The organism is Nostoc sp. UHCC 0302, assembly GCF_038096175.1.
GTDB lineage: Bacteria > Cyanobacteriota > Cyanobacteriia > Cyanobacteriales > Nostocaceae > UHCC-0302.
The window spans coordinates 3,871,284-3,883,832 of sequence record NZ_CP151099.1; the positions used below are offsets into that span (position 1 = coordinate 3,871,284).

Annotated in this window: 9 protein-coding genes and 1 riboswitch; of the genes, 3 read left to right on the forward strand and 6 right to left on the reverse strand. The window is 39.9% G+C overall.

Annotation, left to right across the window (positions count from 1 at the left end; all coding sequences use genetic code 11):
- Window positions 1-154: 154 nt before the first annotated feature.
- The 6 genes from WKK05_RS16840 to WKK05_RS16865 all read right to left on the reverse strand — a co-directional run bounded on the left by WKK05_RS16840 (window position 155) and on the right by WKK05_RS16865 (window position 8,178).
- Entirely contained in the window at window positions 155-1,894 is a 1,740-nt protein-coding gene (locus WKK05_RS16840) for an ABC transporter permease subunit (protein ID WP_341530733.1), read from the reverse strand.
- A gap of 120 nt (window positions 1,895-2,014) precedes the next feature.
- Window positions 2,015-3,349, reverse strand: a complete 1,335-nt coding sequence (locus WKK05_RS16845; protein WP_341530734.1) for a nitrate/sulfonate/bicarbonate ABC transporter ATP-binding protein — start codon at window positions 3,347-3,349, stop codon at window positions 2,015-2,017.
- A gap of 246 nt (window positions 3,350-3,595) precedes the next feature.
- The gene (locus WKK05_RS16850) at window positions 3,596-4,327 is read right to left on the reverse strand and encodes a chloride channel protein (RefSeq protein WP_341530735.1); all 732 of its coding nucleotides are present in this window, start codon (window positions 4,325-4,327) and stop codon (window positions 3,596-3,598) included.
- Window positions 4,328-4,505: 178 nt separating this feature from the next.
- Window positions 4,506-4,580: riboswitch (Fluoride riboswitch) on the reverse strand.
- 97 nt (window positions 4,581-4,677) lie between these two features.
- On the reverse strand, window positions 4,678-5,865 hold the full coding sequence (locus tag WKK05_RS16855) for an MFS transporter (RefSeq protein ID WP_341530736.1): 1,188 nt from the start codon (window positions 5,863-5,865) through the stop codon (window positions 4,678-4,680).
- 140 nt (window positions 5,866-6,005) lie between these two features.
- Window positions 6,006-7,403, reverse strand: a complete 1,398-nt coding sequence (locus WKK05_RS16860; RefSeq protein ID WP_341530737.1) for a hypothetical protein — start codon at window positions 7,401-7,403, stop codon at window positions 6,006-6,008.
- Between the two features lie 472 nt (window positions 7,404-7,875).
- The gene (locus WKK05_RS16865) at window positions 7,876-8,178 is read right to left on the reverse strand and encodes a hypothetical protein (protein WP_341530738.1); all 303 of its coding nucleotides are present in this window, start codon (window positions 8,176-8,178) and stop codon (window positions 7,876-7,878) included.
- A 110-nt stretch (window positions 8,179-8,288) separates the two neighbouring features.
- Between WKK05_RS16865 and WKK05_RS16870 the strand changes: the two genes are divergently transcribed.
- The 3 genes from WKK05_RS16870 (at window position 8,289) to WKK05_RS16880 (ending at window position 12,494) form a co-directional block, all read left to right on the forward strand.
- Window positions 8,289-9,062: an MlaE family lipid ABC transporter permease subunit gene (locus WKK05_RS16870; RefSeq protein ID WP_341530739.1), complete on the forward strand. Its 774-nt coding sequence runs from the start codon at window positions 8,289-8,291 to the stop codon at window positions 9,060-9,062.
- A 499-nt stretch (window positions 9,063-9,561) separates the two neighbouring features.
- Window positions 9,562-10,212, forward strand: coding sequence for a hypothetical protein (locus tag WKK05_RS16875; RefSeq protein WP_341530740.1), 651 nt, complete (start codon window positions 9,562-9,564; stop codon window positions 10,210-10,212).
- 38 nt (window positions 10,213-10,250) lie between these two features.
- Window positions 10,251-12,494, forward strand: a complete 2,244-nt coding sequence (locus WKK05_RS16880) for a BON domain-containing protein (protein ID WP_341530741.1) — start codon at window positions 10,251-10,253, stop codon at window positions 12,492-12,494.
- Window positions 12,495-12,549: the final 55 nt, after the last annotated feature.

Sequence of the window (12,549 nt, forward strand, 5' to 3'; positions counted from 1 at the left end):
TTACTAGGTGTGACACAGGGCAATCGTATTAAAGGTAAAATTTTCTAACAAAGAGTAAGTGTAATTGCACTCATTTATTCATTTTCTAATATGCTATCAAAAAGCGATCGCTTAATTTTAAAATTAATGCGATTAACACTTGATACAGTATAGCTTAAATCAATAGTTGATATTTTTCCTGCGCCAACTTGTAAAGCGGACGCCAAACTAAACGATTGGTCATTACTACTAACAAAGACATCACTGTTGTTCCAGCTAAGAGTAACGAGAAATTACCTGTAGCTGTAGCATGAGAAATTGTTGATCCAAGTCCAGATGTACTAACCACTCGGCCTTGAAATGTAACATACTCACTGACGATGCTGGCATTCCAAGCGCCGCCAACAGCGGTAATAATGCCTGTTATTAAATAAGGGAAAATTGCAGGTAAAATTAAGGTTCGCCAGCGTTCTACAAGAGAAAGTTTATATACCGCAGCAGCTTCTATTAAGTCTGAGGGAATCGACTGCGCCCCAGCAATGACGTTGAACAAGATATACCACATTGTCCCTAACATCATGAGCGCGATCGCACCAATCTGTAAACCGCCAGCAATGTGAGTTAACCACAGCAACAACACCGGAAACAAAGCTGTTGCAGGTACAGAGGCGGCAATTTGTACCAATGGTTGCAATACTTGTGCCAGTTTCCGATTGCGACCAATGGCTACTCCCACAGGTACAGTCCACAAAAGCGATAAAATCAAAGCAATGATGACTCGCAAAGCTGTTAAAACTGCACCTTTAATCACTAGTTGCCAATCAGCCCAGCCCAAAGTTCGTAGTAATAAAACAGCTTCCCAAGTACCCCACAAAACAATTAAAGTGAACCCACTAACAAATACCCAATTTAGTAACCCTGACCAGCGCAACTCTCCTTGAGCATTTACGGGTAGAGAACGCACCGGAAACGACCGAATTAAACCGTAGTCTAGGGCTGTTTGTAACGGCTGAAAAATGCGATCGCTGATTGCGCGTAAAGTAGGCGATCGCCTTAAAATATCTAATACTGATGATTGCGGTGCATTTTGTGTTTCAATCATCTCTAACTTAAATTTTTCTGCCCAGGCAATCAGCGGTCGCCATATAAAATAATCAATTGCCACAATGACCCCAATCAGCACCGCCAGACCCCAAAATATAGCTTTAAAATCTCCGTTATTGGCTGCTGTTCCTAAATAAGAGCCTAATCCTGGTAAGCGAAAATCTTTATTCCCTAGCGTAAATGACTCAATTGCAATTAAGAAAAACCAGCCTCCTGCCACTGACATCACACTATTCCAGACTAAACCTATGACACCAGAAGGTAACTCCAAAGTCCAAAATCGTTGCCATGAATTCAAGCGATAAACACGAGATGCTTCTAACAGTTCTTGGGGAATGCTAGACAGAGACTGATAAAAACTAAAAGTCATATTCCAGGTCATACCTGTGAAAATCAGCAGAATTGAAGCAAGTTCTACCCCAATCCGTTGACCCGGAAATATTGCAATCAAGGCTAATACCACCCCTGGTAAAAATGACAATACTGGAATCGATTGCAGAATATCAAGTAGAGGAATTAAAATCCTAGATGCAATACGGGAACGATAGGCACTATAAGCATAAATCAGAGTAAACACCAGAGAGAGGAAGTAAGCCAGCGTCATACGGATCAATGTTTGGGCTGTATACCCTGGCAAAGCCCTAATATTTGTGGAAACTGTGAGTTCGGCGTGAAAAGCACCATTAAACTGCGAAGCTGTTCTGACAATTACCACAATCAAGCTGACAATTGTCAAAATCAGTAATCCATCTTGCCAAGTCCAATTCAGGCGTCCCAGAGTTTGATTTGCAGGAGTCAGGGGGCGAGTCATAATAATTCGTAATTTGTAATTCGTAATTCGTAATTCGTAATTAAAGGTTGAAGATTTCCTAAAATGATTTATGACAAAGCAAAAACTTATGCGTCTGTTGAAGCATTATCTATCCGATAATTAGGAATTAGGAATTATATTGACAGCTTGCTCTAAAAAGATTTGTCCTGATGGCTCGTTGTAACCGTAGATTTCAGCATAGCGACCCCATTCAATGGCAGTTTTTAATTGCTGCTGGGCTTCTTCTGGACTAAAGTGAGTTTCTAAGATATCTAATACTAATTCTTCGGGAACCCTTTGATTGGTTTTCGCTTCTAAAAGACGATAAATTTGCTGTACTAAACGAATATTTCCTAGCAGTTGAGCGCGGACAATTTGTTTGCGCTCATCAATGCTACCTTCAATAAATTGCAGACCAATTCCGGTTAGGCTAATATCCCCTTGCGCTAGTTCCACAAAATCCATGAATTTTGCAGCATCTACAATCGGTAGAATATCATCTACTTCCAATTGCAGTTCTTGGGCGAGACGGTAGAGGTCTTTTTCTGGACGATCTTCTAAAATTTCTAAAAGACCAGCAATGGAGCCAATCCGAACTGCTGGTAAAAACTGATACTTAGGTTCCGGTTTTGCTGTCTGTACAGAAGTGGTGGCTGGTGGCTCAATTGTCTCCAGTTCAGGGTTGGTGATGATTGTATAAACTTGATCTACTAGGGCTTGAAAGCTGGGATGTTTGCGATCGCGGTAATGAGGTAAAGTTACAGTTAAGTCCGCTCGAATTCTCCCAGGATTGCGCCCTAAAACAATAATCCGGTCTGCCAGAATCACTGCTTCTTCAATGCCGTGGGTGACGATTAAAACGGCTTGAGTAGGTATACGCTTCTCTAACCACAAATCTAATAATTCAAAACGCAAGTTTTCTGCCGTCAGTACATCTAATGCAGAGAACGGCTCATCCATACATAATAATTCTGGTTCTACAGCTAAGGCTCTGGCAAATCCAACTCGTTGGCGCATTCCCCCAGAAAGCTCTTTGGGATAGGCATTCTCAAACCCATCTAAACCAATAATGTCAATCATCCGCAGTGCTTTTTGTCGCCGAGAGTCTAGGGGTTCACCTTTAGCTTTTAAACCCAGTTCTACATTCTCTAGAACCGTTAACCAGGGGTAAAGAGCGAAACTTTGAAAAACGATCGCAACTCCTGGATTTAACCCAACTAAAGGAGAGTTATGATAGATAACCTCGCCTGCACTAGGGCTAATTAACCCTGCAATTATCCGCATTAACGTAGATTTCCCGGAACCCGAAGGCCCCAGCAAAGCTACTATTTCTCCCGAACGCAACTCCAGATTGATATTTTCCAGGATGACTATTTCCTGACCGTTGGGTTGCCGATAAGATTTCCTGACATTTTTTAGAGCAATGATATGTTCAGTTACTGTTTTTGCTACCACGGCTCCCCTCTCTAAAGCTTAGATTAATTTAGAATCTCATGCTTAGGTTATCTTACAGTTAAATTTCACTATCGCTTAATACTATTGAATTGATGCATAGATAAAAATTTTAATTTTCTATAAAACAACTAATTTCTTAGTCAGAATAACAGTTTTTTTTATAAAACCATTTATAAAAACTGCTTTTTTGTCATCAATGAATTAAATTTATAGCTGAAGTTTTATCTGTTTATTAATTACCCAAAATTAGCCCTTTTCCCAGATAAAGAACGCATTGACAGAGAAGATTACACCTACAATTATCACAGAAATTAGCCCCCAAATTATGATTGTCCGTATAGATGGGGATTGTTGGTTTGCAGCATGATGCAAACCAAATAATAAAGTTACTTGATTCCCTGCGATCGCTGCTATTAAAGAGGGAAAAAGAGCATCATAATTAATTTTTCCAATCGATAAAACCTCCAATCCAAAGACGGTTCCAGCTAAGGGAGTTCCGAAAACTGAAGCAAAGCCAGCGCTGATACCTGCCGTTAATAAAATTCGCCGATTTGCTCCTTGAAAGTGCAGTATTTTAGTTAACTGGTCTGCTAAAGAAGTACCCATTTGTAATGCTGTACCTTCACGTCCGGCGGAACCACCAAATAAATGTGTGAGGTCTGTTCCTAATAGAACAAGAGGAGCCATGCGAAAAGGAATAATATCTTTGGGATTATGTATTTCTTCGAGTAAAAGATTATTTCCAGCTTCTACATCCTGCCCAAACTGATGATAAATCCAACCACTTAAAAAACCGCCTAGCGGTAGTAAGTAAATAATCCACCGATGTGATTCCCGCCAATCAGTTGCCCATTCTAGTGAGGACAAAAGTGCCGCAGAAGCCGTGCCAGCAAGAACACCAACTAAAAAGGAAATAGGCAACCACTTGATTATGTAACGTAATGCAATAAACGTTTCAAATTGACGAAACTGTTTCATATAAAAACCTAGAAACTCATAAGCTTATGGTTCCTAACGATAAACTTCTTTAAAAGAGTTATTATTGCAAAGTATTTTAAATGCTAAAAAAATTAACCACCCCTCTTAAAAATATCGGCTCATACCTCATCCCTCCTGTTATGGAAAGTCTGCTACATTTACACGCAGTCAGTTTAGATTTGAGGTAGAAACTATCAGCCGAGGGGCGGTTTTCTAGATTTTCTAGAAGGTGAGTCTCATCACCTGATCAACATATATTTTACAGAAGTTTTGGCAACTTGCAAGCTAGTGGTGAAAAATCTCATTTTACTTTTGCTCGATATCTTGGAAAAGGTCTACTGAATTATGATTTAATATTTATTTCTCTGCGTTATCAGTAGCAACACAGCTGCGATCGCAAACAAGCTCCCAGCAATAAATGTTGCTTCTGCTCCTAAAGTCTGCCACAACCCACCGGCTAGCAAACTGGCAGGTAACAGCGCTAATCCTATAGCCAAGTTGAAAAATCCAAAAGCCGTGCCGCGCAGATTTGCAGGTATATTATTGGCCACTAGCGCCAACAGCAACCCTTGACTCATACCCAAATGCAAACCATAAAGGGCAAACAATCCCCAGACTTGCCAAGGTGCTTGTACGAAGGCGAAGCCCAGATACACTAAAGCATATAGAATAAATCCGCCTACCAATAGCCCAAATCTGCCGAAGCGATCAGAAAGTATTCCTAATGGGTAGGCACTTAATGAGTAGGCCATGTTCATCACCACTAATGTCAACGGGATGAGTGAGGCAGAAATACCTATTTGCTCGGCTCGCAGCAATAAAAAGGCATCGCTAGAGTTTCCTAAATTGAATAGCAGCGCCACTGCTACAATTACCCAATATTTTTGACCCAAACTGCGTAAAGTTTGCCATTGCAGAGGGTTGCTTCGGCTTCCTTGAGTTTTCTTTGCTCTTGGTTCTCGCACTCCTACTGTTAATAAAGCCACCGCCAAGAAACCAGGGATGAGTGCTAGCCAAAAGACAAGGCGGAAGTTGTTTTTGGAAGCAGTCATTAAGGCAAATGCTGCCAAAGGCCCCAGGAATGCTCCGATAGTATCAAGAGATTGACGCAATCCGTAGGCTGCACCAAGCGCCTCTGGATTAGTGGAATCGGCAACTAAAGCATCGCGCGGTGCAACTCGGATACCCTTACCAATGCGATCGCCAAATCGAGCTATTAACACCCCAGTTGAACTGGTAGCTACAGCGAATAAAGGTTTGATAAAGGTCGATAGCCCATATCCAAACACCGCCAACCCTTTGCGATGTCCCAAGTAATCACTTAAGACTCCAGAAAAGACTTTTAAAATTGAAGCTGTAGCCTCCGCAATCCCTTCAATCATGCCGACAGTAAACACATTCGTCCCTAACACTGAGACTAGAAACAAGGGCAATAGAGAATGAATCATTTCGGAGCTAATATCTGTCAGCAGGCTGACAAACCCCAATACCCAAACAGTACCGGGAATTTTCTGCATCAATTTCTTTTGCAGTTGCATATTCTCTATTTACCTAACTAAAGTTAGTACATTTACAAACAACTACAGCTTTTGAGTCCTGTGAGCAAGATTTTCAGCGTTTTATAGAACAGGTATATGAAGCACAAGGCATAGAGACAGATTTATAATACCGTTTTTCTTTAGTTCTTATCTGGCTGCAAATTATACCAACTATACCAGTGACGAACTGCTAGCCAAACAGCAGAAAGCAAACCTGCAAGGCTCAGGGTAAGACCACTCAACGGTACTAATAATCCAAAGACGGGTAGTATTGCTCCAGCAATGGTGCAGATAATCGCAGCTAGAGAAGCACGACGGTTTAATCCCAATCCCCATGTCAAGAAAAGTAAGACAAAAGAAATCAGAGTCCAAGCTAATTGAGCATTCATCAAACGAGCCAGATAGGTCAAACTCAGCAGACAAGCAAAGAAAATGCCAGCAGCGATCGCCACATTTTTCAGGCTCATTGGTAGCGACCAATACAACAATAATATCCACCAGAGAAATAATGCTGGTGCTAGCAATAAAAGCCGGGGAATTATCCCAGTGTGGCGAATGGGGTCAGTATTAGTAAACACTCCAAACGGGTTTTTGACAGAAACATTATCATCAAATATCCAAGTAAATTGGGTGCTTTTTCCATCACTCTTAATTTCATTCGGTACAATACCACTGGCAAAATCAGCAGGAGCGAAGTTTGCGATCGCCGTCAGGCGAAAATTAGAAAGCAACTGTGTCCCTGCACTATAAACCCAGCGTGGCCCTCCTTGAGCCTGATAGGTGACTCGAAAGTTGGCTTCTTCTCCTGGTTGCAAGCGAAAAGGAAAGCTATATTCTCCCGGATTAGTTGGTTGTACCCTAGTTCCAGTACGTTCTACTTTGTAGCTAGCAAGCAGCGTGTAACCATTGGGCGGGGGTGCTTCAAAAAAGAAATTATTAATATCTTTAAGCTGGTTTACAACTTTGTAATCAGCAATATAGTCTGCACGATAAACTGAGCTACGACCTCGAACATCTATGCTTTGGTCAAGCTTGACCTGAATTTGTGAACTAGCCAGCGTCAAAAAGCGGTTGACTTCTCGTGTCTGATTTACATTGACTATCTTGCCATTGACTTGGGTGGTATATGTATATGGTTCTTGCGTAACGTAGCGGACTTGGGGCGCAAATTGTTCGAGCTTTTCACCTGCAACACTTTGAGTCACTTGCTCTACCCTTGCTTGTTCCCAGTTGTGGTAGCGATTACTCAAAGTTGAACAGAGAAAAAATCCAGTCACTAGCAGAATTAATACCAGAGTTAAATGCTGCAATCCCCGCAATAGTTGGGAATAACCCACAGCCCAGTCACCAAAGAACATCACTTGTTCCGGCTGGCTTCGACGCAAAGAAAAACTCATCAAAGCGATCGCAACTCCCAAAGCTACGACCAAAAAGACTAACAACAGTGAACCTTTGAGTACTTGGCTGCCAAATTCGACTAGTTCCGTTGGATGTGTCAAATCGGGCAATCCGGGAAGGCCTTGAGTAGAAGATGACATTGGTGAATTTTTACATAATTTGAAAAAACAGACCGATAAAATCCCTTAAAAGTTTCTAGATAAATGTTTTATATGATACGTAAAATTTCCTATAGGTGCATCCAAACGAGAGTCGCCATAAACATCAAAAGCCCAGCCTTTACGACTGAGCTTTTGAACAAATGGGACTATATGCCCCGAAGGTTACTTATAGAAGTTCGCTATATAATTGATAGTCTGATAATGGATACCACCCCGCTCTGAGCTATTCCGGAAAATTAGCTAAGAAATTTTGACTAATTTTTGTCCTTTACCTGATGAGCAAAATATACCAAGCAAGTGACAGCATGAACGTGTAGGATTTAGAGACAAGGAAAGTTACCTTTATCAATTTTCTGGCTTTTGCAAATGAACGATACATTTACTAGCTGGCAAGAATGGATCATCGTCTTCATATATCTAAGTTTCATGGTCTTCATCATCTGGCGCGTATTTACCGCCCAGAAGAATTAAAAAAGCTGCATATCAGTCTCCCAGGGTCTTTTTGCTCAAATGGTAAAATAGTGCCGTCCTGTTTAACCTTGACTTGCTCCCGACAGTTGTAAACCTCGATAGGTCGTTTAACTCCATTTACACTCACGGCTGCTCTGTATTCCCAATAATTTTTGGCGCTTCGATTGATATTGAGAATGCAAATCTGTTGACCATCATAATTGCGGCATACAGATGCAAAAGCTAGCGGTGCTACTGTGAAGAAAGGTATTAATAGCAGCACAAGGACAATATATTTCATCATGCTTGTATTTAAAAACTAACCACAACTACTTATAAGGAAAGCAATAAATGCATCTATTCTTGCACTATGCCCTAACATAATTGCAAAAAGTCAGTCTTAAAGGGATCAAATTGCAACCCAAAAGAAATTTCGAGCAATCCTCGACTACACGCTGTTTTGCGGCAGTGCTGCTTTTCGGCCAGGTATGGCTACATTTACTCCTTGGAAAAACTTACCACCGCAAGATTCTGGAACATATGGTGAGTGCTGGCCCAGCTGCCATTTCTCCAGTTCTCCTTGTCAGTGGTTTTGCTGGTATGATTTTTACCATTCAAACGGCGAGAGAATTAGTACAATTTGGTGCGCTCAATGCTGTAGGAGGTGCTTTTGCATTAGCTTTTTGCAGAGAATTAGCTCCTATATTGACCGCTAGTATTATTGCAGGACAAGTAGGATCTGCTTTTGCAGCAGAATTAGGTGCAATGCAAGTGACAGAGCAAATTGATGCACTTTATATGCTCAAAACTGATCCAATTGATTATCTAGTACTTCCGAGAGTAATAGGCTGCTGTCTAATGATGCCCTTTATGACAATTTTTGCTTTAGTTATGGGCGTTATTGGTGGAGCTTTTGCCGGATTTCAATTTTATCGAATTGAACCAGAAACATTTTTAGAGTCAGTCAGAGATTTTTTAGAACCAACAGATTTGTTGATTATTTTGCTCAAAGGGTTTATTTTTGGAGTTTTGATTGGTGTAATTGGTTGTAGCTGGGGGCTAACTACCAAAGGAGGAGCTAAGGAAGTAGGAGAATCAGCAACAAAAGCTGTTGTTACCACTTGGGTGTCAATTTTTATCATGGATTTTTTCCTCTCTTTGTTGCTATTTGAGAAGCCCACATTTTGAATCTAAGTACTGAATAAGAATTTTTGGTAAGGCTCGCAAAAATTAAATCTTGGAATATTAAATTTTTGTTTCAGAAAGAATAAAGTAATGAATTCTGTGAGGGTACTGGCTGAATAAATAGCCTTTAAAACTCCGACAAAATTGGTAAGAGGCGTACAATAACAATTAATAGTGGATCTGAATCCCCTAACTAATTGCATTGTGGCTTCTTATTGAATACACAAAAATCAAAAATTGTAACCCCTAAAAGCTTTAATAAACGAGCTTAATTTAAGATATGTCGTCTCCGGCGAGAGGGCTTTGCGTCTGTGCAAGGCTCTTAATAGCTTTAACTGTGTCGCCTGATAGAAACTTTCAGAAACTGGGAATAATGACTTTGGTCTACTAAAGTTAGTTTTCTCAGGTTTTTTGTTTACTGTACTGAGGTTTTAGCTTTAGTATAAGTTAAATATATTGCTTCACTTCTCTAGTTAAATTACTTATAAAGGGGATGTTATCAATGAATCAAATGAGTAGAGAAGATGTACGTGAACGCCTTGGTAATATTGATCAGATCCGCGATATTATTATTGGCGCACAGTTAAGAGAGTACGAAAATCGATTTAGCAAGGTGGAGTCGGATCTGTCACTATTACAGCAGGAAATGCGATCGCATCTTGAGCAACTTAAAACTAACTTTACAGCAGAGTTAAAGGGGATGGCTGAAGTCCTTGAGAAAAAGCTGAAGTTACTCAGCCTTAATACCCAAGAAGAAACTGCTGATTTGGGACAACAAGTTGATCGCCTCAATAGAAAATTCTCCATCAGCGTTCAGTCACTTGATGAAGCTTTAGATAGCCAAACTACCTCGATTCGAGAAGAACTGTCTCAGAATAAAGCCCAACTTCAAGACGATATGACCGCATTGCGAGACCTAATATTAGAAGAACTGGATCGACGCTTCTCGCAATTGAGAGAAACTAAGGTTTCTAAAGATGATATCGCTGAAACTTTTTTTGCTTTGGGAATGCGACTGAAGGAAACTGAATTCATTCCTAAGTTGCGAGAAGCAGTGGACGAAAGCAGTAACTATAGTGCTGTACCGCTTATTGAAACCACAAAGTTGTCAAAAGTGTTCACTCACTCTAATGGTTCTGCTGAAATGCACTAACAATTTAAATACTCAATTAGTATCGCTATATTTCAACTTTGACACTCGAAGCGAGACATACTGACATGATTCAGGTGGAAGATTCTAATTCTCAGTCTGTTGAGCTAAACCAACAAGAAGCTGTACAGCTTGAGAATTTTTTGAGTTTGCTTGTTGAACTCGATATTATTGCTCCACCTGAAGAAATGTTTAGTAAATTACCTATTGATAACAGTGAAAAATATGATTTTTCTCAAGAAGAAATAGAATTTAAAAGCCAATTATTTGAAGCAAATTTAGAATCTGCTTCTCCTGTTGATTTAGATGCAACACTTGAATATCCTCAAACTTTATTGCAAAGCTCTCAAGAACAACAGTTGCAAATTCCTCAGCCGACCGAGCTAGCCGACCAAAATTTAAAAAAGCCAAATCCCAAGAACGAAGAAGATAAGTTAGCTGCTTTCCAAAAATTACAAGAGCTTTTAGTAGGTTCGGAATTAGTAGAGTTACAGGATTTTGCAAACAGTATTAAACAAAATGTAACTAAACTAGAGCATCAAATTTACAATTCTCAAGAGTTAATCACCTTAATACTACCGTCGGTTACTGAACTAATAAGGTTGAAAATAACTGAGTCAAAAACAGACTTGATAGAAGTAATTGCTCCTATTGTTGATGAAGTTATCCAGAGTCGGGTTGAGCAGGATAAAACTAGCATGGCTTCAGCTTTAGCTCCTGCTGTTCCTCTAGCCATTTCTCAACAAATTCATATTGCTCCAGAAGAAGTTTCTGAAGCGATCGCGCCGACGATGGGACGAGCCATAAAAAAACAAATTGAACTTGAAAAGGATGTGGTGGTGGATGCACTCTATCCAATCATTGGCAGTACAATTGCCAAATATATGGCAGAAACCATCCGCGCAATTAACCAACAAGTTGAGCAAACGCTCAGTTTTGAAGGAATTCAACGTAAAATTCGTGCTAAGTTACAGGGTATTTCTGAGGCAGAGTTAATCTTCAAATCCTCGCTAAAGTTTACTGTACAAGCCATTTTTTTGATTCATAAAGCATCTGGTTTAGTTATCTCTGATATTCAACAATCTGATGCACAGCCACTAGAGTCTGATATGGTAGCAGGAATGCTAACAGCTATTCGTGCCTTTGCAAATGATTGTATTATCCAGTCTGGAAGTATTTCCGAACTAGACGCTATTGATTACGGTACATCTAAAATTATTTTAGAAGTTGCAGGATATTGTTATTTGGCAATTGTAGTGCAAGGAGAACCAACCAAAGCATTCACTTGGAAAATGCGGGAAACTCTCGGTACTATTGTCAAGGATTATGGTGAGTTAATCGAAAAATTTGATGGTGATTTGACTACAATCCCTAACGAAGTTCATACACTTTTAGCAGTCCAGCAGGATGATGAAGTTCAGACGAACAAAAGAAAAAATCAACCCTCTTTGCTACTGAAATTAAGCTTGGCAGTATTCGGCATTATTTTACTTCCTTGGGGTATTTGGCAATATCACAGTCAATTAATTCATGAGGTTGAGAACAAAACCGCACTTGCTTTAGCTTCTGCACCTGAATTAGCCGTCTATCGTCTAACCGTGAAGGAAGAAGGAGGGAAATTAAAGCTAACAGGAAGAGTACCTAATCAACTTCTGCGTTGGAAAGCCGAAGAAATTGTTAAATCAACTGCCCCTAAATGGTTGATTGACAATCAAATTTTATCAGTTGAAGTACCAGCAGATCCGGTATTGGCGGCTGCTGAAGTCAAACGAGTTACCGCAATTTTAAATCAAATGGCTGGGACAAAAATTTCAGCTAAATATATTGGTGGTAAGGTTTCTGTCGAGGGTACTGTCAGCCGAATCGCAGATTCTAAGACAATTACTCAAGCATTTGAGCAAATCCCAGGGGTAAAGTCGTTATCTAGTGCAGTGCAGATACAACCGCTTCGGATTAAAATTCAGTTTTATTTTCAATCCAACTCAGCAACTTTACAACCTACCGATTTAAAATACAAGATTGGGCAGACTAAGGTTTTTTTAAATCAGCATCCGATGCAACATTTAAAAATTATTGGTTATAGTTATTCCGATAGTAGTGGAATAGAAGCCCGACAGTTATCACTTAAACGTGCAGAAGCTGTCAAACAAGCACTGATTAATCAAGATATTGATCCATCTCGTCTACATATTATTGGAACAACAAATTTACCTCCAGGAATTAATGCCGCTCAACCTTCATGGTTAAGGCGGTGTGTCGTATTAGAACTGATTTCTAATTTATAAATGTTAGTTTTTAAATGATTTTTCATAATTACAACCTACTGTTATTATTTATATA

What these genes read in the sequence shown, in the direction of transcription:
- WKK05_RS16855 (WP_341530736.1), bottom strand. Translation starts at nt 5,865, where the DNA reads ATGCAACTGCAAAAGAAATTGATGCAGAAAATTCCCGGTACTGTTTGG.
- WKK05_RS16850 (WP_341530735.1), bottom strand. Translation starts at nt 4,327, where the DNA reads ATGAAACAGTTTCGTCAATTTGAAACGTTTATTGCATTACGTTACATA.
- WKK05_RS16865 (WP_341530738.1), bottom strand. Translation starts at nt 8,178, where the DNA reads ATGATGAAATATATTGTCCTTGTGCTGCTATTAATACCTTTCTTCACA.
- WKK05_RS16860 (WP_341530737.1), bottom strand. Translation starts at nt 7,403, where the DNA reads ATGTCATCTTCTACTCAAGGCCTTCCCGGATTGCCCGATTTGACACAT.
- WKK05_RS16840 (WP_341530733.1), bottom strand. Translation starts at nt 1,894, where the DNA reads ATGACTCGCCCCCTGACTCCTGCAAATCAAACTCTGGGACGCCTGAAT.
- WKK05_RS16875 (WP_341530740.1), top strand. Translation starts at nt 9,562, where the DNA reads ATGAATCAAATGAGTAGAGAAGATGTACGTGAACGCCTTGGTAATATT.